This is a genomic window from Burkholderia ubonensis (assembly GCF_001718695.1).
In the GTDB taxonomy this organism is placed as follows: Bacteria; Pseudomonadota; Gammaproteobacteria; order Burkholderiales; family Burkholderiaceae; genus Burkholderia; species Burkholderia ubonensis_B.
This window is the reverse complement of the sequence record NZ_CP013420.1, coordinates 929,458-947,602: the sequence shown is the minus strand read 5'-3', so window position 1 is coordinate 947,602 and position 18,145 is coordinate 929,458. Positions and strand designations below refer to the sequence as shown.

General features: G+C 63.6%; 25 protein-coding genes, 1 tRNA gene and 1 pseudogene. 16 read left to right on the top strand and 11 right to left on the bottom strand.

Features of this window, described 5'->3' with window-relative positions; translation table 11 throughout:
* Positions 1-92: 92 nt before the first annotated feature.
* Positions 93-521, bottom strand: coding sequence for a hypothetical protein (locus WJ35_RS04340; RefSeq protein ID WP_069239399.1), 429 nt, complete (start codon positions 519-521; stop codon positions 93-95).
* Between the two features lie 341 nt (positions 522-862).
* Between WJ35_RS04340 and ssuD the strand changes: the two are divergent.
* The 8 genes and pseudogenes from ssuD (at position 863) to WJ35_RS04300 (ending at position 5,967) form a co-directional block, all read left to right on the top strand.
* Positions 863-2,021, top strand: a pseudogene (ssuD, locus tag WJ35_RS04335) (FMNH2-dependent alkanesulfonate monooxygenase).
* Positions 2,022-2,038: 17 nt separating this feature from the next.
* Complete coding sequence (gene ssuC / locus WJ35_RS04330) at positions 2,039-2,848, top strand: aliphatic sulfonate ABC transporter permease SsuC (RefSeq protein WP_060001454.1); 810 nt, start codon at positions 2,039-2,041, stop codon at positions 2,846-2,848.
* A complete protein-coding gene (locus tag WJ35_RS04325; protein WP_069238802.1) occupies positions 2,845-3,801 on the top strand; it encodes an ATP-binding cassette domain-containing protein in 957 nt (318 codons plus the stop codon). Before ssuC ends, WJ35_RS04325 begins: the two co-directional genes overlap by 4 nt.
* A gap of 55 nt (positions 3,802-3,856) precedes the next feature.
* A complete protein-coding gene (locus WJ35_RS04320; RefSeq protein WP_006400187.1) occupies positions 3,857-4,072 on the top strand; it encodes a TOBE domain-containing protein in 216 nt (71 codons plus the stop codon).
* Positions 4,073-4,211: 139 nt separating this feature from the next.
* A complete protein-coding gene (locus tag WJ35_RS04315) occupies positions 4,212-4,409 on the top strand; it encodes a hypothetical protein (RefSeq protein WP_010091415.1) in 198 nt (65 codons plus the stop codon).
* A 43-nt stretch (positions 4,410-4,452) separates the two neighbouring features.
* Complete coding sequence (locus WJ35_RS04310) at positions 4,453-4,707, top strand: hypothetical protein (protein WP_069238801.1); 255 nt, start codon at positions 4,453-4,455, stop codon at positions 4,705-4,707.
* Between the two features lie 88 nt (positions 4,708-4,795).
* Positions 4,796-5,815 carry a tRNA dihydrouridine(20/20a) synthase DusA gene (dusA, locus tag WJ35_RS04305; RefSeq protein ID WP_080484227.1) on the top strand — a complete coding sequence of 340 codons (1,020 nt, stop codon included), beginning with the start codon at positions 4,796-4,798 and terminating at the stop codon, positions 5,813-5,815.
* Positions 5,816-5,891: 76 nt separating this feature from the next.
* Positions 5,892-5,967 (top strand) — tRNA-His (locus WJ35_RS04300).
* 126 nt (positions 5,968-6,093) lie between these two features.
* Here WJ35_RS04300 and WJ35_RS04295 read toward each other — a convergent pair.
* From WJ35_RS04295 to WJ35_RS04285, 3 genes are read right to left on the bottom strand one after another with little or no spacing between them, the layout of a single operon-like run.
* Positions 6,094-7,215, bottom strand: a complete 1,122-nt coding sequence (locus WJ35_RS04295; RefSeq protein ID WP_069238800.1) for a hypothetical protein — start codon at positions 7,213-7,215, stop codon at positions 6,094-6,096.
* Positions 7,212-7,460, bottom strand: a complete 249-nt coding sequence (locus tag WJ35_RS04290) for a DUF4224 domain-containing protein (protein ID WP_051974399.1) — start codon at positions 7,458-7,460, stop codon at positions 7,212-7,214. Before WJ35_RS04290 ends, WJ35_RS04295 begins: the two co-directional genes overlap by 4 nt.
* The gene (locus WJ35_RS04285) at positions 7,457-8,164 is read right to left on the bottom strand and encodes a hypothetical protein (protein WP_059723449.1); all 708 of its coding nucleotides are present in this window, start codon (positions 8,162-8,164) and stop codon (positions 7,457-7,459) included. Before WJ35_RS04285 ends, WJ35_RS04290 begins: the two co-directional genes overlap by 4 nt.
* 35 nt (positions 8,165-8,199) lie before the next feature.
* Between WJ35_RS04285 and WJ35_RS04280 the strand changes: the two genes are divergently transcribed.
* Positions 8,200-8,439 (top strand): hypothetical protein, encoded by a 240-nt coding sequence (locus WJ35_RS04280; RefSeq protein ID WP_155121859.1) that lies wholly within the window; start codon positions 8,200-8,202, stop codon positions 8,437-8,439.
* Positions 8,440-8,459: 20 nt separating this feature from the next.
* Here WJ35_RS04280 and WJ35_RS04275 read toward each other — a convergent pair whose 3' ends face one another.
* The 7 genes from WJ35_RS04275 to WJ35_RS04250 all read right to left on the bottom strand — a co-directional run bounded on the left by WJ35_RS04275 (position 8,460) and on the right by WJ35_RS04250 (position 14,518).
* A complete protein-coding gene (locus WJ35_RS04275; protein ID WP_069238798.1) occupies positions 8,460-8,990 on the bottom strand; it encodes a hypothetical protein in 531 nt (176 codons plus the stop codon).
* Positions 8,980-10,689 (bottom strand): hypothetical protein, encoded by a 1,710-nt coding sequence (locus WJ35_RS32015; protein ID WP_069238797.1) that lies wholly within the window; start codon positions 10,687-10,689, stop codon positions 8,980-8,982. Before WJ35_RS32015 ends, WJ35_RS04275 begins: the two co-directional genes overlap by 11 nt.
* A 46-nt stretch (positions 10,690-10,735) precedes the next feature.
* Positions 10,736-11,533, bottom strand: coding sequence for a hypothetical protein (locus WJ35_RS31740; RefSeq protein WP_069238796.1), 798 nt, complete (start codon positions 11,531-11,533; stop codon positions 10,736-10,738).
* A gap of 458 nt (positions 11,534-11,991) precedes the next feature.
* Positions 11,992-12,114, bottom strand: a complete 123-nt coding sequence (locus WJ35_RS32505) for a hypothetical protein (RefSeq protein ID WP_257785820.1) — start codon at positions 12,112-12,114, stop codon at positions 11,992-11,994.
* 223 nt (positions 12,115-12,337) lie between these two features.
* Complete coding sequence (gene acpP / locus WJ35_RS04260; protein WP_257785819.1) at positions 12,338-12,598, bottom strand: acyl carrier protein; 261 nt, start codon at positions 12,596-12,598, stop codon at positions 12,338-12,340.
* Positions 12,599-12,926: 328 nt separating this feature from the next.
* Entirely contained in the window at positions 12,927-13,643 is a 717-nt protein-coding gene (locus WJ35_RS04255) for a hypothetical protein (RefSeq protein WP_230459672.1), read from the bottom strand.
* Between the two features lie 59 nt (positions 13,644-13,702).
* Complete coding sequence (locus WJ35_RS04250) at positions 13,703-14,518, bottom strand: S24 family peptidase (RefSeq protein WP_081335133.1); 816 nt, start codon at positions 14,516-14,518, stop codon at positions 13,703-13,705.
* A gap of 445 nt (positions 14,519-14,963) precedes the next feature.
* Here WJ35_RS04250 and WJ35_RS31020 point away from each other — a divergent pair, with 445 nt between their 5' ends.
* The 7 genes from WJ35_RS31020 (at position 14,964) to WJ35_RS04220 (ending at position 18,138) form a co-directional block, all read left to right on the top strand.
* Positions 14,964-15,233: a hypothetical protein gene (locus WJ35_RS31020; protein ID WP_131929090.1), complete on the top strand. Its 270-nt coding sequence runs from the start codon at positions 14,964-14,966 to the stop codon at positions 15,231-15,233.
* A gap of 226 nt (positions 15,234-15,459) precedes the next feature.
* Positions 15,460-15,690, top strand: a complete 231-nt coding sequence (locus WJ35_RS04235) for a hypothetical protein (RefSeq protein WP_069246224.1) — start codon at positions 15,460-15,462, stop codon at positions 15,688-15,690.
* Position 15,691: 1 nt separating this feature from the next.
* Positions 15,692-15,859 (top strand): hypothetical protein, encoded by a 168-nt coding sequence (locus tag WJ35_RS31015; RefSeq protein WP_155121858.1) that lies wholly within the window; start codon positions 15,692-15,694, stop codon positions 15,857-15,859.
* Between the two features lie 131 nt (positions 15,860-15,990).
* Positions 15,991-16,437 carry a phage regulatory CII family protein gene (locus tag WJ35_RS04230; RefSeq protein WP_034193061.1) on the top strand — a complete coding sequence of 149 codons (447 nt, stop codon included), beginning with the start codon at positions 15,991-15,993 and terminating at the stop codon, positions 16,435-16,437.
* Positions 16,438-17,133: a phage antirepressor KilAC domain-containing protein gene (locus WJ35_RS04225; protein ID WP_069238792.1), complete on the top strand. Its 696-nt coding sequence runs from the start codon at positions 16,438-16,440 to the stop codon at positions 17,131-17,133.
* A complete protein-coding gene (locus WJ35_RS31010) occupies positions 17,130-17,306 on the top strand; it encodes a hypothetical protein (RefSeq protein WP_155121857.1) in 177 nt (58 codons plus the stop codon). The genes WJ35_RS04225 and WJ35_RS31010 overlap by 4 nt, the downstream gene beginning before the upstream one ends.
* A gap of 10 nt (positions 17,307-17,316) precedes the next feature.
* A complete protein-coding gene (locus WJ35_RS04220; RefSeq protein ID WP_069238791.1) occupies positions 17,317-18,138 on the top strand; it encodes a ParB/RepB/Spo0J family partition protein in 822 nt (273 codons plus the stop codon).
* Positions 18,139-18,145: the final 7 nt, after the last annotated feature.

Here is an 18,145-nt window from a genome sequence, read left to right as displayed (position 1 = left end):
AACAAAAGAGGCCGCGTGCAGATGCACGCGGCCTCTTTGCTTTGCGGATAGCGGTTCGGCCGCAACGCCGTCCGCGCTGTGGACGGGCGCGCTTACTCGTCGCCGGCGTCGTCCGACATGAACGCGCGCATGAACACGAGCGCGCCCCAGCCCCACAGCGCATTCGCCGCGAAGCCGACCGCGAGCACCGGCAGCATGTTGCCGGACGGCCAGATGCCGCGCAGCGGATCGATCGCGAACACGCGGGCGGCGGTCAGCACGATCCCGCCGAACACCAGCGCGCCGATCCACGGCGCCTCGCGCTCCGGCGACACGCGCAGCAGCCACGCCATCGGAATGGCGCAGCACGCACTGATCAGCGCGTTTGCGACAAATTCAGGAATGCCGAGCGGCGCGAACGGCGCCGTGGAGAAGCCTGCCGCGGCGATCAGGTCCGCGGTATGAAGCAGCGCAAGCGTCGCTTCGCGGAAGAACAGGGCGGCCAGGAAGCCCGACAGGAACGGCAGGATGACTTTCTGCATCGATGAGTGCATTGCAGGCGTGCACGACGCAAGCCGGGCGCGCGAAGTTGTTCGGAGAGATCCGTCATTATAGGGGCCGGTCGACGCGATATTCGCTCCAGCGTCATGCTAATCACGAAAGCGGAAAACCTAAGCTCAAAAAAATCGTTCCAAAGCCCTGTAGCGATCCATAGACTGATTTCCCGGAATCAGCCGTGCAGTGGCGCTCTCGCGAGCGGCACGATCAGGCCGGCGAGCCATCCCGATTCGAACGCACGCGATGCATGCGTCGCGTAACCGCGATGCGAGCAGGGGCGCGTTTTGTCCGAATTCCGGCACGAACAGTCACGCAGGAGCAGCAGATGAATGTGTTCTGGTTTATCCCCACGCATGGCGACAGCCGCTATCTCGGCACCGCCGAAGGCGCGCGCGCCGCGGATTACGACTACTTCAAGCAGGTCGCCGTCGCGGCCGACACGCTCGGCTACGAGGGCGTGCTGCTGCCGACCGGCCGCTCCTGCGAGGATGCGTGGGTCGTCGCGTCGAGCCTGATTCCGGCGACGCAGCGGCTGAAGTTCCTCGTCGCGGTGCGGCCCGGCATTGCGTCGCCGGGGCTCGCCGCGCGCATGGCGGCGACGTTCGACCGCCTGTCCGGCGGGCGTCTGCTGATCAACGTCGTGACGGGCGGCGATGCCGCCGAACTCGAAGGCGACGGCCTGTTCGCCGATCACGACACGCGTTATGCGATCACCGACGATTTCCTGCACATCTGGCGCGGCCTGCTCACCGCGTCGCATGACAACGGCGGCTTCGACTATATCGGCAAGCATCTGCAGTCGAAGGGCGGCAAGGCGCTTTATCCGCCGGTGCAGCATCCGCACCCGCCGCTGTGGTTCGGCGGTTCGTCGCCGGCCGCGCATGCGATCGCCGCCGATCACATCGACACCTATCTGACGTGGGGCGAGCCGCCCGAAGCGGTCGCGAAGAAGATCGCCGACGTGCGCGCGCGGGCGGCGGAACGCGGCCGCGAGATCAAGTTCGGCATCCGCCTGCACGTGATCGTGCGCGAGACCGAGGACGAAGCGTGGCGCGACGCCGAGCGCCTGATCAGCCGCCTCGACGACGACACGATCGCGCGTGCGCAGCAGGCGTTCGCGAACATGGATTCGGAAGGCCAGCGCCGCATGGCTGCGCTGCACGGCGGCAAGCGCGGCGGCCGCGAGGCGCTCGAGGTGTACCCGAACCTGTGGGCCGGCGTCGGCCTCGTTCGCGGCGGCGCGGGCACCGCGCTCGTCGGCAATCCGGAACAGGTCGCGGAACGCATGCGCGAATACGCCGAGCTCGGCATCGAGACCTTCATCCTGTCCGGCTATCCGCACCTCGAGGAGTCGTATCGCTTCGCCGAACTCGTGTTCCCGCTGATCAAGGGAGCCGCGCGCGTCGAAGGCCACCGGCCCGCTGTCCGGCCCGTTCGGCGAGATCGTCGGCAACAACTATCTGCCGAAGGCGAGCCAGAGCTGAGCGAACGGAGGGCTGCAATGACAACGAAACCGTCGACCGCGGGCGGCATCGCCGCCCGTGCTTGGCGCGGCGCCGCGCCGTGGCTCGTGCCGCTCGCGCTCCTGATCGTCTGGGAAGCCGGCGCGCGCATCGGCTGGCTGTCGACCCGCGTGCTGCCGGAGCCGGTCGCCGTCGTGCGCGCCGCGTGGTCGCTCGTCGCGTCCGGCGAGCTGTGGGCGAACGTGAAGGTCAGCACCTGGCGCGCGCTGCTCGGCTTCGCGCTCGGCGGCGGCGTCGGGCTCGCGCTGGGGCTCGCGACCGGCCTGTCGAAAGCCGCCGAGGTCGCGCTCGATTCGACGATCCAGATGATCCGCAACATCCCCGCGCTCGCGATGATCCCGCTCGTGATCCTGTGGTTCGGCATCGACGAGAAGGCGAAGCTGTTCCTCGTCGCGCTCGGCGTGTTCTTTCCGGTCTACATCAACACGTATCACGGGATCCGCTCGGTCGACGCGAACCTGATCGAGATGGCGAAAAGCTACGGCGTGCGCGGCTTCGCGCTCTATCGCGACGTGATCCTGCCCGGCGCGCTGCCGTCGATTCTCGTCGGCGTGCGCTTCGCGCTCGGGTTGATGTGGGTGATGCTGATCGTCGCTGAAACGATTTCCGCGCAGTCCGGCATCGGCTACATGACGATGAATGCGCGCGAATTCCTGCAGACCGATGTCGTGGTGGTCGGCATCCTGCTGTACGCGGTGCTCGGCAAGGTGGCCGACGTGCTCGCGAAGTGGCTCGAGCGCGCGACGCTGCGCTGGCACCCCGCCTATCAACCAGGAGCACAGACATGAATGCGACGATTTCGGCGGCGGCCTACGGCGCGCTCGCCGGCGCAGACCTCGAGGCCGAGCTGGCACACGCGCGCGTGACCGACGATGACGCGCGCGACGCGGCGCTCGCCGAGCGGGACGGCCGCGCATCGGTGGTCCCGATCGCGCCGCGCCGCGCGGGCAATCCGTCACGGGACGATGCGGTGAGGCTGTCGGGCGTCGGCAAGCGCTTCGGCGCGCGCACCGTCCTCGACGACGTCGATCTCGGCATCGCGCGCGGCAGCTTTGTCGCGATCGTCGGCCGCAGCGGCTGCGGCAAGTCGACGCTGCTGCGGCTCGTCGCGGGCCTCGAGCAGCCGAGCACCGGCGTGCTCACGGCGCGCGGCGAAGGCGGCGGCGCGCTCGACACGCGGATCATGTACCAGGAAGCGCGCCTGCTGCCGTGGAAGACCGTGCTGCAGAACGTGATGCTCGGGCTCGGGCGCGGCGCCCGCGACGATGCGCGCGCGGTGCTCGACGAGGTCGGCTTGCTCGAACGCGCCAACGACTGGCCCGCGCAGTTGTCGGGCGGACAGCGGCAGCGCGTCGCGCTCGCGCGCGCACTCGTGCATCGGCCGCAACTGCTGCTGCTCGACGAGCCGCTCGGCGCGCTCGACGCGCTGACCCGCATCGAGATGCATGCGCTGATCGAGCGCCTGTGGCGCGAGCACCGGTTTACGGCGCTGCTCGTCACGCACGACGTGCAGGAAGCCGTTGCGCTCGGCGACCGGATCCTGCTGATCGAGCAGGGGCGCGTCGCGCTCGACCAGCCGGTGCCGCTCGACCGGCCGCGCGAGCGCGCGTCGGCCGCGTTCGCGGCGCTCGAGGATCGCGTGCTGAGGCGCGTGCTGGCGGGCGGGCCGGCCGCGGCCGCGCAACCTGCCCGCGACGCGCAGGGCGCCCGGCCCGCCGGGCGGATTCGCTGGGCCGTCTAACCGGGGCGGCACCCGCCGCCCGTCTTGAGACTTTTTCTTCGGAGCGATCATCCCGATGAGCATTACTGCAATCAACGTGCGCAACCAGTTCAAAGGCAAGGTGAAGGAGATCATCCGCGGGCCCGTGGTGTCCGAGGTCGACGTCGAAACGCCTTTCGGCATCGTCACGTCGGTGATCACGACCCGCTCGGTCGACGAACTTGAACTGAAGGTCGGCGCCGAAGTCGTCGCGCTCGTGAAGTCCACCGAAGTGTCGATCGCGCGGCTTTGAGCGCGACTGAAGGTGCGGAGGCCGTCGGCGGGCGCGGCAGCCCGCCGCGGTTTCCGGCGCTGCCCGCTGCGTGATCGCATCGGTGTTCGCAGTCCGGGCGAAGTGCTAGGATGGAGCGACACCGACGCGGAGGCAGCGCATGAGCCCCATCCTTTCTCCCGAAGCCATCGAGGCGCTGAAATGGATCGACCAGTTCGGCGACAGCCGGCCGGTGCCGGCGGCGTTCAGCGACATCGTCTACGTGCTGCTGAACGAAGGGCTGATCTATCAGGCGGCCGCCGACCGGGTCGATCTCACCGCCGACGGCAAGGCCGTCTTGTCCGACGAATATGACTGAGCGCCCCGTACGGGGCCTCGAGCATCGACGGGGGGGGGGCGCGATGGAACTGAAAGGCAGCGATCTCGGCGACTACAGCGAGCCGTACCGCGGCTTCGAGATCGAAGTGAAGACCGAGCAGGTCTGGGACGGCGAGCACGTGCACTACCGCGTGCTGCAAGGCGACGCGGTGCGGATCGACTGGCGGCTCGTGAAGGTCGACGGGCTGCTGCTGACCGAGCGCCGGGTGATCGAGCGCGTGCTGAGCGAGGCGCGGCGCGCGGTGGACGTCGAACTGGGCGGCGGCGCGGCCGCGTAGCCTCGTTACGGTGGCCGGCGCGGCCGTGCGGCCCGCGTTGCGGTAAAATCACGGGTTGCCTTTCGCGCTGCTTGCTGCCCCGAATTCCATGTCCGCACCGTCTTCGCTTCCTCCCCGCCGCGTGTCCGTGGCGCCCATGCTGGACTGGACCGACCGTCATTGCCGGTCGTTCCACCGCACGCTCACGCGTCATACGTGGCTCTATACGGAAATGATCACGACCGGCGCGCTGCTGTTCGGCGACGCGCAGCGCCACCTTGCGTTCACGCCGAGCGAATCGCCGGTTGCGCTGCAGCTCGGCGGCAGCGAGCGGGACGATCTCGCGCGCGCCGCGAAGCTCGGCGAACAGTGGGGCTACGATGAAATCAACCTGAATTGCGGGTGCCCGTCGGAACGGGTGCAGCGCGGCGCGTTCGGCGCGTGCCTGATGAACGAGCCGCAACTCGTCGCGGATTGCGTGAAGGCGATGCGCGACGCTGTGTCGGTGCCGGTGACCGTCAAGCACCGGATCGGCGTCGATGCGGTCGAAGAGTATGCGTTCGTGCGGGATTTCGTCGGCACGGTTGCCGAGGCGGGCTGCGAAGTGTTCGTCGTGCATGCACGCAACGCGATCCTGAAAGGGCTGTCGCCGAAGGAAAACCGCGAGATTCCGCCGCTCAAGTACGACTATGCATATCGGCTGAAGCGCGACTTCCCGTCGCTGGAGATCGTGATCAACGGCGGCATCAAGACGCTCGACGAAGTTGCACAGCATCTCGAACACGTCGACGGCGTGATGCTCGGCCGCGAGGCGTATCACAATCCTTATGTGCTGGCGGGCGTCGATGCGCGGTTCTATGGCGCGAACGACGCGGCGCCGACGCGCGAGGAAGCGGAAGCGCGGTTGATCGAATACTGCGCGGCGGAGCTGAAGCGCGGCACGTACCTCGGTGCAGTCGTGCGCCACGCGCTCGGGCTGTATCGCGGCGTTGCGGGGGCGCGCGGCTGGCGGCGCGTGCTGTCGGACAACAAGAAGCTCGCGTGCGGCGATCTGGCCGTGTTCGACGAGGCGCGGGCGCATCTTTACGCGGCCGAAGAAATTTTTGAAAAAAACGCTTGGCAAGAGTAAAAAAGCTCCATATAATCTCGCTTCTTCGCTGCTGAACAACGAAGCGGCGCAGCAAAGAAGCAAAGCAGTATCAGTGGTGGCTGTAGCTCAGTTGGTAGAGTCCAGGATTGTGATTCCTGTTGTCGTGGGTTCGAGTCCCATCAGCCACCCCAACAAATTCAAAGACTTGCAGCGCGATTAATCGATCGAGTTACAAGTTTTGGAAGATGAGATTCCAAATTTTGGAAGATCTTCCGAAAAGAAAACCCGCCATTGAGCGGGTTTTTTTATTTCCGGCGTCAGCGCGTCGCGCGCACTTTTCTTTGTCGCCGGCGGTCGTATGTCTTTCTCACCATGCGTTCATCCGCATGGCCGGTCGCGTCGATGATCCGGTCGTCACCTTCCTCCTGCCGGTCCGTGACGGCCGCCGGACGCATGTCGCGCAGCGCGAATCGTTCGAACTCCACGCCGCGCGCCTGCGCTTCCTTCTCGCAATAGCCCATCAGCCGTGACCAGTTCGTGTTCCAGCCGCTGCGCGTGTACACCTGGCCTGCGGTGTTCCCGAACACGTGCACGCTCGACGTACGCTGCAGGGCGAGTGCTTCGTCAATCACGGCCTTCAGCTCGGGCGACCACAGCACGAGCTTCACGCGCTGCTGCTCGCCGGCCTTGCGTTTGCCGATCGGCACCTCGACGCCTTCCGGCCGAATGCTCTGGCGGTGCAACTCGCGCATCTCTGTCGGCCGGCTGACGGTCAAGTAGGCAGCCTTCACGCATAGCGCGAGGATGAGGTACGCGGAACTCGGGTGCTGATCGCCGACGCTCCGGCGCGACCGCGCGACTTCCACTGCCAGATCGATCTCGTCCTGACGCACGTACCGCTGGCGCGGCCGCGTCGGGTTGTACTCGATGCCGCGACACGGGTTCGTTTCAAGCTCGCCCCGGCGCCGGCCGTATTCCAGGATCGCGGACAGGAGGGCGATTTCCTTGTTCGCCTTCGCCGGCGCGCCGAGCTGCGCACGTTTGTCGAGGTAGCCGTAGACGTGCTTCGGCTTGATCGCGGCCGGCGCCATCTTCCCGAAGACTTTGACCAGGCGTTTTGACTCGACGCGGTTCTCGTCCAGAGTGGACTGTGCCTTGCGGCGCTCGTCGGAGCGCGGCAAGGCATCCTGCCATTCGAAGTACCGCGCGACGAGCGCCTCGACCGTGCCGGGTTCGATCGCGTTGCCGTTGAGCGCCTCCGCGCGCTCGATCGCCTGCTTGCGGATCTCGGCGAGCGCTTCCTTGTTGTGGGCCGGCGCCGACAGGCGGAACGCCCAGCGGCCATTGGGCAACTTGTAGCCGAAGCTGACCTTGTGCTTCCCGTAGTGGGCGTAGAGCCGGAACGGCAATCCATCCGGTCGCTTGCGTCGTCCGATCATGCTGCGAGTGCGTCGAAATTCGGTTCTTGTTCTGCGGCCGCGCGGGAGTGGCGCGGGTGCGCGGCCGGCGGGGCGGTGCCGGTCATGCGTGCGTCGTAGTACTCGCGCGCGACGAGCGGCACGCCGGCGATGTTGACCGCGAACGGCCAGTGATTGCGCTCGAGCCAGCGCTTCATGCAGGCGTGGCTGCGCGGTTTGCAGCCGACCAGCTCTGCGAGTTCCAGCGTAGTGAGGTAGAGGCTCATGATTCGACCTTCCTGAACTCGACAACCCATACCCACGGGTTTGCATCCCAACCGTGACCGCGCGCGGCGTTGATGCCGTCCCATAGGCACTGGTAAGAAAGGCGCGGCGAGTATGTGCCGTTGGTGTCACTCTGATCGTATGTGCTCCAGAATCCTGCAGCGGTCCTGTCGATGCCTTCGGCGATCGCGTCGGCCTCGCTGATACTCTGCAAGCGCTCGGCGCGCACACCCCTGATTTCCAGCGTGATGCGCGACGCCCAGCGCGGCATGTGGATGGACGGTGTCCAGCCACGCGATCCCTTGGCGTCGAGCGCCTGGAACGTGTCGAGGTCGATGTCGACTTCGGCGCGGCCGTCGTCGGCCTGGTAGGCGATGCCGGCGTAGCGCCGCGTCGGGCGCGCACCTTCGAACGTCTCGGTGCCGATGCGGCGCACCTCGTGCGTCTCGCGCACCCACAGGCGGTCGCCGACGTCGCCATGCGGGCAGACGTAGCAGTCGCCGGTACGCGTGTGCCAGATCGCGGCCAGTTCCGGCGCAGGCGTCCCGCCGGCATACTTCACAGAGCCGCCGCCGGCCGTCGTCGGTTCCCACGCACCAAGCGGGTTGTTGTGCGGCAGTTTGATGATGCGGCGCGTCTGCGTCTTGCGGCCTTCGAGGATGGCGCGCACCATCGGGCCGCTGAAAAGGATAGGGCGTTCGGTCATGCTAGGATTCCTTCACCATACGACCGGAGGCGGCAATGAGCAGCCAAAACGTTCAAGAGCTTGTGCACGGTGTCCTGATCGTGGTGACGCTGATTTCTGGCAAGGGGAAAGCGTCGTTCGTGGTCAAGCATCCGAAAGGAAACGTCAGTCCGGCGAAGGAAGTTGAAATCGATCACTATCTGGAAGCTGGCCTCTCTGAGCGCGACGCGCTGAGCGAGGTGCTCAAGATCGTGAAAGGCGTGATCGAAAGCGCGCACGCGGCTGGGATTTACTGATGCGTTTTTGATTCGACCGGTCACGATGCGTCTCCTGAGCGGGTTGCATCGTACTTCGCCTTTGCCTCGCGATAGTGGTCGTCGCAGCAGAAGCCTTGCCCCATCCAGAGCGACGACGACGGATTGCCGCAGAAGCACGCTGGAAGCGGGTTAGCCTGATTCGCGTTGAACCAGAACTGAGCATGCTTGCCGTGCGGCGCGTCGAAATCCGGCAGGTGGCCTGGGCCAGCCAGCGTGTTGACTATCCAACTCAGGCCGGCTTCGGCGCCTTTCCCATGCTTCCATTCGATAATCGCCGACTGCATTGCGACGGTCTGATCGTGGACGATGTCCGACAGCGTTTTGATGAGGTGCGTCGTCTTTTCGTCCGTCACCTCGGCGCGCGGCTCCGGCTGGCCCGGATGGGCGGCGAGAACTTCGCGCTCGATGGCGCGGCACAGCATCAGCACGCGCTTGTCGCCGAATTTCCAGTAGTTGAGGCTAGGCGCTTCGCAAACCTCGGCGACGATCTGCATGCAACGTTCGTCCGTCAGCACGTTGTCATTCGGCATGGTTGGCTCCTTGGAGAAGGGCGCGCAGCGCGTCAGCGATCATGTTGATCGGCTCCCACCAGTCGTTTCCGAACCTGTGACGCATGTTCGGATAGGCGTCGTGGCCGGTGAGAATGCTGAGCACTTCGGACGCCTTCCCAATCGCTTCACGCTGCTCGTCCGTCAGCCCGACCCGAGCGTCTGCCTGCGCGGGCTGCGGGGCGGCGATGAGAGCCATTGCAGCTTGGAAAAACGCTTCCCGGTCTTCTTCCTCGAAGCCATGCAGGTAGAACCCGTAGTCGTCGAAGTGCTTCTCGATGCTGGATTCATCGTGTGCGGCCATCGGCTGCATTGGGTTGACGACACGCGTAAGCGTGGGGTCGCCCTTGAAGCGCTCGTAGTACGCTTGCGGCACGTCGAGCCATCCTCCTTCTTCCGTGAGAATTTGGTATCGAACGAGGGGCGGGATCGCCACCGCTTCCGCCGCCTGCGCGGGGGCGCCATCGAGCGCTGCCTTCGCGTCGGCCAGGACATCGCGCACGACAGCGCTTTGCGTCCAGTGCGGCTCGCCTTCTTCGTCGCGAGTAGAGCGCATCTGCTGATCGCAGTGGAACAACTCGACGTACAGGCGGCGGCTCAGTTCGCGCCAGTCCACCGCTTCCGCCGCCATAGCGGGCGAGCGGGATAGGATGGCGATCGCCTGTTCGATTGCCGCGCGCGCAACAATTGTCCGGCAGAATGCCGCATCGCCGCTCAGCAGCAGCTTCAACCGTTCGATCAACGCCCCTTCTGCCCCCGTCTCGTTGGCAGATGCGGCGCGGGCCTGAGAAGCCACGGCACGCGGCTCGAATTCGAAGCTGTCTTCGTGAACCTTCAACTCGGCAGTCATGTGCGTGACGACGCCTGAAACGATCCCCTCGACCTCCGTCGGCCATTCCTGATCGTGTATCGCATCACGACGGTATTCGGCGATTGCCTCGCGGTGCGCGGCATCACGCTCGGCGTCGGTGTCGTAGAACTCGACGTGGCCGCCGGCCCGGTCGTAGACGAAATAGCCGTCCGTCGCCGGAAACGCCCGCTCGTCCGCCGGCGAGGGTGCGGGCTGCTCGGCAACGATGTCGCCTGCGGCCTCACGCAAGCGACCGGGCCAGAACGCAATGATCCGGCTCGCGTCACGGTTGTACGCAGAATGGAGTTGCCGATATGCGGGCTGCATTGATTGCCAAAGCTGGATCAGGCGTGCAGCCTCGCGCATGCCATCAGCAAACGTGACGCGCGGACCCGGCTTAAGCGTCGCGCCGGGTCCGAAGTCGATGCTGCATTCGTTCGCGCCTGACTCGTCGATCGGCGCTGCTGCGGGCTGCTCGATAGGGGATGCGGCGAGAGCAGATTCGGCACGTTCGAGGCGATCGAGCAGCGCAATGATCGTCGCCGGCTTCGCGGCTCGGAAATATGCCTCGGCCGCACCCGGCTCGGTGCCGATACCATAAAACTGCACGCCGATCGCGACGTGGTCGAAATTGCAGTAATCCGATTCGAACGGAATACAGCCTTCGCCTTCGCACGCAGGGCATGTGATATAGCTGCCGTCGGGCCGGCTTTCGATTCGTTCTGCACCATCGATGTCCTGCGGCGTAACCGTAAGCGCAGCCTGTTTCAGCGTCGCGAGGTGCTCGCCCGTCAGTGCATCAGCGCGGCTATTTTCGGTGGTCATGGTCATCCTCTAAATCAGTAGATCAAGCCTCAATGGCAGGAAATCGGCTGCGTCAGGCGGCATGGCGGCGTTCTTCTGCCGTTCGGCGTGCGCCTGGGAACTGAGGCTCGATCTGGTATTCGGGCCGGGCGATGACGTTCGCGATGAGCGCCTTCCAGTTGGCGCGCGTGTTGAGCAATGCGGGGCCGTCCGGGCCGTCGAGGCCGTCTGTGGGCGTCGTCATGACGGTGAGCGGGTCGATCACATCGACGGGCACGGCGATGTTTCCGCAGCCGCTGTTGTAGTAGCCCAGCTTTGCGCGAATCGCCTCGCCTCGGTATTTGCCGGCTCGTGTGGTCCGGTAGCAGTAGCCGGTATCGTCGGGGCACCACAGAGTGATGAAGCGGTGGTGCCGCATCGTGTGGTGCACGCTGATGACGTAGTAGTCGCGCGATGCATCGCTCGGCCGCGGCGGCAGTGCCATGATCGGCAGAGCGAACGCGGCTTCGCGCACAGCCGCCGCCGCCTCGCGCTCGTAACCCCATACGTTGCCGTCCGCGTCTCCACCCAAATATGGCGGTGCGATCACGCCGCGGGGCAATTGCCAGCCGGTCGTGATGTAGTCGCGCATGCGCTCGACCAGGCTGCGCAGCGTGCCGCCGTGCGTGAAGCCGCGCCAGCGTCCGCGGGTGTCGTGCGTGTAGACACGCTTCTGCGTGTAATCGTCGACAAACCATACGCGGCCGCGTGCATCCAATTCGAGCTTCGCGTAACGGTCGCCGTCAGCGTGATAGAAGAAGCGCCGGCCGTGTGATGCGATCGCACGGATCAGGTTGTTTGCGTGTTCGACGCGTTCGATTTTCGTGCTCATCGCATCCTCAAATCGGAAAAAAAGCAGGCGCCATACAGGCCGCCCACCAAATCTCGTCGCGCTATCCGAGGGCCGAAATGCTTGCGCGACGCCTGAAGGAGTGGTTAAGCCGCGAGGCCGTCGTAGTTCCTGTCCGCGAAATCCGCATCACCGGGGGAACGACTGGTGCCGTCCGCCCTGTGCCAACAAAACAGTGAGCCGCGCCGATGCGGAAACCAGTATCCAGAGCAGTCGCAACGGCACCTCGTCGTATCGCGTCGGTTCATCCAGCGATCTGCGCGCCAGGTGCGGCGTCCGCATACTGCGCAGGCTGGGACGCGGTAATACTGATCAATCGGACGCCTGAGGCAGCGGCGCGTATTGCAGTGGCGGCATCGGACGTGGCAGCGGGCCATGAACAATCCTCTAAGGAGTCCTGATCCTACGGATCGGAATATAAAAGGTGAGAACTTTCGGGATCAAACGCAGTGACGCACCTTGCGGTGCTCGACTTTTTCCTCGTGCTCTGCCGCCACCGATCCATACGCGAGGAAGATTGCGATGGCGATTGCCGCGCCGATCCAGATTTTCACGAGCTCCATGAGGTCACCGTTTCGCGTCGAGATAGCCAAGGGAGTAGGAGAGGCTCTGCGACCGCGGCGGTCGGCCGCGCATCGCGTCGATCCAGCCACGCCCATACTGCTCAATCCGATGTTGCTCGATCATTTCAGCGCCTCCAGTGATCGCGATAAGCCTGGCGAATCGAGTGAACGTGAACGGCGATCGCCGTCACCGACAGGGCAAATGCTGCACAGATGAGCTCGCTCATGCCGGTACCTTTCCGGCGTTGGCGGCGCAATAGTCGATGACCGACTGAACCGTGGTGAGCTGGAGCATTTTGCTGTCAGGGATCTCGAAGCCGAATTCGTCTTCGAGCGTCATGGTCATCTCGACGATGTCGAGGGAGTCGGCGCCCAGGTCGGTCTGGAACGAAGCGCCGTTGTCAATCGCGGGATTGCTGATGCAGAGCTGCTCGCGGATGATCGTCTTGACTCGGTGCTCGGTGGTCGCTTGGGCTTCGCTCAATTCCATTCTCCTATTTGGTGGTCACAGCCCTCATGGGTACGCATCGCCTTCCGCTGGGGCGGTGGCGCAGCGAGGGGTGCTGCGTTGGAGTGAATTAAACACTATGTTTATGTGCGTGTCAAACGCCGTGTTTAGTTTTGCGTAAACGGCAACGCAGGGTGGGCATCGCCCGACGCAAAGATGATCTGGATGAGGGGAGGCGAAGCATGAGACGCTCGAAGTGAAAGTGAGGGGTGTGGTCGAACAGGCATTGCGCCGATCTGTGGACGGGAAAACAAAAAGCCCCGCGCGTGGCGGGGCTTTGCACAATGCATGGACGTGTGGATGATTACGGGGTTCCGACAGTTGTGCCGTCTGCGTATACGACCATCGTCGGGCGCAACTCTGTGGAGAACTTTCCGTCCTCCAAGCCCATCAGCTTCTTGTCGTCATCGTCAAATTTATTCAGCTTCCGAGAGCCGGTCCACGTATAGCTTGCACCGGGCGGAATTTCTTCCTCGATATTTACGGTCGTCTTGCTGATGACCTCTCCGAATGTATTCTTCAGAACGAGGTCGCCCTTTATCCCTTTGATAGCTTTTTCGCCAGCGTTCTTCACGCCGATTTCGATCACAAATTGATCGTCATATCGACCCTGTGAAAAATCGGATGGAGAGAATCGCTGCCCCAGAAATGCGAGAACAACGGAATTTCCGATTTTTGCTGCTGCCGCCGCTTTTTGTTCTTCGAGCTGCTTCTTGAGCTGTTCTTGAGCGGCCTCTTCGGACGCCTTTTGCGCCGCGAATTTCTTTTGGTCCTCGATCGCTTGCCCGACTGTTGTGCCAACGGGCATCGGCTTTCCGCCAAACGCCTCGCCAAGCTTTACTCGCATCAAGTACGCCGTGAGCAACTGCTTGTCTTCGTCGCTCAGGCTTTTGATTTTTTGTGAAAACTCCCCATCGATTTTGCTCAAATCAGTCGGGATAATGGCGTCAGTCGGCTTTGAGCAACCGGCAAGTGCACCCGCAATAGCAACTGCTACAACCAGCGATCTAATCCTGTTCATTGGCCCCTCGGAGTTGATTGAAGAAATCCTTTCTATTCTGTTGTTTGTTGTGCGCAACATCACATCCGCATTTTTATTTTTCGAGCCGGAACAGGGTGCGCAACGTAGTACATCCACGACACTTCGACTGGCGGAAACGAGAACTCTTCCGGCTTAAACGGATTCAGGCTCTTGAGAACAATCAGATCGCCAACGCGCCGGTATAGGCGTTTGAGCATCGTGCGGCCGTCTGTCAGGCGCACTAGAACATCCTCGCCGACATCTGGCATCGTGCTCGGCTCGACGAGAGCAAACTCTCCCGGCTCGTATTTCGGAGACATCGAATCGCCGACCACTGGCACGATAAAGGCGTGCGAGTCAGTCGTCGCGATCTCCGCGTATTCATCAGCGGCCCCCACTGGATAGTCCCCGTCAGTCCAAATTCTCTCAGGCAATCCGCCTTGCGCTCGCCCGATGACGAACACCATACGGAAATTTTTCAGGCTGACAGGATACTGCAAAAGGGACGGATGCCGAATGTCAGTTGCAACCGAGGGGCCGCTTGCCATCTCGGGCCCCGTCCCGTCCCCGATCCACGTAGCGTTGATTCCGAGTCGCTCCTGAGCAAGAAGGCGCCCTTGCTTCGATACGCCATTCCCTCGGTAAGCCCAATTGTTGATTGTCTGTTCGCTTTGGTTGAGCGCCTTCGCGAGGTCGGCCAGACGCTCTATGCCCTTGCCTAGCTTTCTGGCGGCACTGAGGAGTCGGCTGGCGGATGGGTGCATTGGCTTTTCCATAGGCGCAATGTTCGCGCAAGTAAACGTCTTGTTGATAAACGCTGCGTTTGCAAAGTGCATAAACATGGTGTTTAATGGCGCCATGAACAGCTCAACCAATTCTGTCGAGTCCGACCGCGAGCGAATCGAGCTCCTTGGCGGCCCGGCCTCCGTCGCCCGCTTGATGGGCCTTACGTCTCCTGGATCGGTTCAGCGTGTCTACAACTGGACGAAGCGCGGTATCCCGGCTGACGTGAAATTGAAGTGGCCGGAGCTGTTTCTGCGGGATATCCAGGCGTCCAGGAGCGCCGACCCATCGAGCACTGACGCATCCGACGACACCCAACCGCCAGTAGGTATGCCGGACAAGAAAGAAGGAGCCTGACATGAAGACCCTGTATGCCCGTTTCGTCTTGTGGCTGATCCGGCCGGCCCTGGATTCTGCCGCGCTCGCTGGAGCGCGGCAGGGTGGGGTCATCTGGCGAATTTCTACTCCAAAAGGCCCAGATGCAGTTGACGCGTCACCCCCGGCAGGGACGCCGGACGAGAAGGAGGCTCTCCCATCATGAAGCGCTTCCTTTCATGGTTTCGACGCCGGCTGCTGGTTCGCTTGACCGTTCAGCGTGGATTAGTTTTGCGCCCCGGCGACACGGTCGTGATTGGCGTTGATCCCGACTGGCTTGCTCGCTTCGACTTCGAGGAGCTTCAAGCGCGACTCGAGGAGCGACACGCGGGCGTGAAGTTCCTTTATGTCGCGGACTTGGGTCGGATCTTCCTGCTTGGTGGCTCGGGCTGTGAAGAATGCGGCAACGATCGAAAGAGCGGTCGTGAATAAGGCTTTGATAGCCCAATGCTCGACTCGCCGAAGCGAGCTGAGCGCATCGCGAAGCGGTGCGAGTAGGGCGTGCTGAGTGCAAATCGGTTGGCCGTAGTTGTCCTGTACGTATCGGTCGCGCCAAAGCGGTTTCATGGGGTTTCAGTTCGAAGGTTGATTCGCGGCGTGGAAACCTGATTCTGCCACGGGCGAGAGACCCCACCATTTCACTGAAAAAGGAGTGCAGATGCACCTTCCGCACCATCAAAAAATGCTCCAGCGAGCAGTCGTCGACGGCAACCTCGATCAGGTGATCGAGCGGATCGCCGCCGAGAATCCGAAGGCTTTTCACGTTGATCTCGGAACACCTGGCGCTGACGAGACGCTCTCGACGCGCACGTTCTATGACGAGCCGGCCCGGCCGACGCCGATGAAGGGCTTCATCAAGCATTACGTGCCGACGGCAAAGGCTGCGTGACATGGCGCTCACCGCGGCTGAGCAGAAGCAGATTCGCGAGGCCCTGTGTGCGATAGCGGTTCGCGGGGCTCGGTTTCCGGACGAACTGCAGCAGGCTCGCCAGAACCTGACGCAGCAGTTTGAGGCACTGAAAGCGGCTGCAACGCCGCAAGCAGCAGCAGAGAAGTGACGGCGGGCGCCGCGATGGCGCGAGCAGCACCCGCCGGGTTGCACGGTCGTTTCATTTTTCTCTCCCTGAACATCTTTGACTGCACTTTAGTAGTCCTCATCACGAATTAACACGTTTTATTGGAGCTATTAGTGAACATCCTAGATGCGGCACATTCGGTTGCGCTCGACTACCCCGGCGGCTGCGAATCGCTCGCACCGCGTCTCGGGATGTCGGCTCAGGTTCTGCGCAACAAAGTCAACACGAACAACGAGACGCACCACCTGACGCTCAAGAACGCCGTTGACATGACGGAGAAGACGGACGACGACCGGATTCTCGAAACGTGGGCGCGCGAGCGCGGTTACGCGCTGGTCAAGATCCCGTCGCCGGAAAACTGCTCGGACGGCGAGATCGTCGAGCTGATGGCGAAAACCTGGGAGACGAACGGCGAGATCGGCAAGGAGATCATCCGCACGTTCGAGGACAACCGCGTCGAGCGGCACGAAGTGGTTCGCATCCAAGAGCGCACGTGGAAGCACTTCCAGGTGCTGCTCGGCCTCGTCAGCCGTATCGAAGGCATGGCGGAGGACCAGTAAATGGGCGCGATCCTGCAAGCCGCGGTGCTGACGATGTCGAGCCGGGAGATTGCGGATCTCGTGGAATCCCGCCACGACAGCGTAATGCGCACCATCGAGCGACTGGCCGACCGGGGTGTCGTGACACTTCCTCCGTTGGTGGAAGTGTCCAACCCGGGCCTCGGGCCCAAGACGATCAGGGAGTATCAGGTCGGCAAGCGCGACAGCTACGTAATCGTCGCGCAGTTGTCGCCGGAATTCACCGCGCGCCTGGTCGATCGCTGGCAGGAGCTCGAGCAGTATGCAGCGAACGCATCGCCGGCCGTGCCGCAGACGTTCGCGGATGCTTTACGCCTAGCCGCGGATCAGCAAGAGCAGATTGACGCGCAGCGCCGGCAGATCGAGCGGCAGAAGCCGGCCGTCGAGTTCGCGCATGCGGTCCGCAACACGACGGACGCAATCAGCATCGGCGATATGGCGCGCGTTCTCGGCATCGGCCAGAACCGGCTTTTCCGCCAACTGCGCGCCGACCACCTCCTGATGGCCGACAACCGGCCGTATCAGCACTACATCGACCGCGGTTACTTCCGCATGGTCGAGAGCGTCTGGATAGACGCCGAGAAAGAGTCGCATCCCACCTTCAAGACGCTGGTCACGGGCCGCGGGCAGGTCTACCTGCAGCGCCGCTACGGCCAGCAACCGGAGCAAGCAGCATGAATACCGAACAGAACCGTCAGACGCAGGTTGTCGACGAGCGGATGGCGCCGGCGCAGGCCGAAGAGATGAAGCGCATCGTGCGCGACGCCAGCCATCACCCGATGTTCCCGCGCATGTGCCTGTCGTGCGGGGCTCGAGAAACTCTCGACGGCTCCGTGCCGTGCGGCCACTGAGGAGCCTCGCATGGCAAAGAACTCCATCGACGCCTACGGCGCGAAAGGGAAGGGCAATGTGCTCGACTTTGATCCGGGCACGCTGGTGCTCGTGACGGATCCGGCGCACCCGCTCTTCGACGAGCGCGTCCACTGGCCGGTCGACGAGAACATGGTTCGCAACATCATGTTTCAGGGCGTGATCCAGCCGATCGAGGTGACGAAAGACCCGGAAACTGGCGAGGTTCAGGTCGTCACCGGCCGGCAGCGCGTGAAGGCAGCCCGAGAAGCGAATCGGCGACTGGTCGATCGCGGGGAACCGCCCGTTACCGTGCCAGGGATTGTCCGACGCATCCCGCGCGTCGATCGCGCGTCGGTGTTGTCGGCGGCTATCGCCAGCGAGAACGCAATTCGTCAGCAGGAGACGCCGCTCTCCACGGCCGCGAAGATGGCGCGCCAGCTGCGGATGCGCAGCGAGGCTGACGTCGCGGTCCTGTTCGGCTGCAACGTCCAGACCGTGCGGGCGACGGTTGCACTTCTCGACTGCTGCGAGGCGGTACAGAAAGCCGTGGATGCCGGCCAGATCAATGTCACGCATGCCCGAAAGCTCGCCAAGCTGGAACCCAGCGAGCAGCGCGAGAAGGTGGGAGAGCTCGTCGAAGCAGGTGAGGGCAAGACGGGCCATGCGCGCTCGCGCGCGCAGCGTGCTGTCGTCGAGGGCGATACAGCTCCACGCATGCGCTCGCGCAAGCAAGTCGAGACTGCGCTGGAGGCAGCAACCGGCGACGTGGCTGCTGCGCTGCGGTGGGTGCTTGGCCTCGACGCGCAAGTCCCCGGAGGGGCCGCAGAGTGAGCGTCAA

Coding starts and splice junctions, on each gene's coding strand:
- WJ35_RS04340 (WP_069239399.1), bottom strand. CDS start 521: ATGCAGAAAGTCATCCTGCCGTTCCTGTCGGGCTTCCTGGCCGCCCTG.
- ssuC (WP_060001454.1), top strand. CDS start 2,039: ATGACAACGAAACCGTCGACCGCGGGCGGCATCGCCGCCCGTGCTTGG.
- WJ35_RS04325 (WP_069238802.1), top strand. CDS start 2,845: ATGAATGCGACGATTTCGGCGGCGGCCTACGGCGCGCTCGCCGGCGCA.
- WJ35_RS04320 (WP_006400187.1), top strand. CDS start 3,857: ATGAGCATTACTGCAATCAACGTGCGCAACCAGTTCAAAGGCAAGGTG.
- WJ35_RS04315 (WP_010091415.1), top strand. CDS start 4,212: ATGAGCCCCATCCTTTCTCCCGAAGCCATCGAGGCGCTGAAATGGATC.
- WJ35_RS04310 (WP_069238801.1), top strand. CDS start 4,453: ATGGAACTGAAAGGCAGCGATCTCGGCGACTACAGCGAGCCGTACCGC.
- dusA (WP_080484227.1), top strand. CDS start 4,796: ATGTCCGCACCGTCTTCGCTTCCTCCCCGCCGCGTGTCCGTGGCGCCC.
- WJ35_RS04295 (WP_069238800.1), bottom strand. CDS start 7,215: ATGATCGGACGACGCAAGCGACCGGATGGATTGCCGTTCCGGCTCTAC.
- WJ35_RS04290 (WP_051974399.1), bottom strand. CDS start 7,460: ATGAGCCTCTACCTCACTACGCTGGAACTCGCAGAGCTGGTCGGCTGC.
- WJ35_RS04285 (WP_059723449.1), bottom strand. CDS start 8,164: ATGACCGAACGCCCTATCCTTTTCAGCGGCCCGATGGTGCGCGCCATC.
- WJ35_RS04280 (WP_155121859.1), top strand. CDS start 8,200: ATGAGCAGCCAAAACGTTCAAGAGCTTGTGCACGGTGTCCTGATCGTG.
- WJ35_RS04275 (WP_069238798.1), bottom strand. CDS start 8,990: ATGCCGAATGACAACGTGCTGACGGACGAACGTTGCATGCAGATCGTC.
- WJ35_RS32015 (WP_069238797.1), bottom strand. CDS start 10,689: ATGACCATGACCACCGAAAATAGCCGCGCTGATGCACTGACGGGCGAG.
- WJ35_RS31740 (WP_069238796.1), bottom strand. CDS start 11,533: ATGAGCACGAAAATCGAACGCGTCGAACACGCAAACAACCTGATCCGT.
- WJ35_RS32505 (WP_257785820.1), bottom strand. CDS start 12,114: ATGGAGCTCGTGAAAATCTGGATCGGCGCGGCAATCGCCATCGCAATC.
- WJ35_RS04255 (WP_230459672.1), bottom strand. CDS start 13,643: ATGAACAGGATTAGATCGCTGGTTGTAGCAGTTGCTATTGCGGGTGCA.
- WJ35_RS31020 (WP_131929090.1), top strand. CDS start 14,964: ATGAAGCGCTTCCTTTCATGGTTTCGACGCCGGCTGCTGGTTCGCTTG.
- WJ35_RS04235 (WP_069246224.1), top strand. CDS start 15,460: ATGCACCTTCCGCACCATCAAAAAATGCTCCAGCGAGCAGTCGTCGAC.
- WJ35_RS31015 (WP_155121858.1), top strand. CDS start 15,692: ATGGCGCTCACCGCGGCTGAGCAGAAGCAGATTCGCGAGGCCCTGTGT.
- WJ35_RS04225 (WP_069238792.1), top strand. CDS start 16,438: ATGGGCGCGATCCTGCAAGCCGCGGTGCTGACGATGTCGAGCCGGGAG.
- WJ35_RS31010 (WP_155121857.1), top strand. CDS start 17,130: ATGAATACCGAACAGAACCGTCAGACGCAGGTTGTCGACGAGCGGATG.
- WJ35_RS04220 (WP_069238791.1), top strand. CDS start 17,317: ATGGCAAAGAACTCCATCGACGCCTACGGCGCGAAAGGGAAGGGCAAT.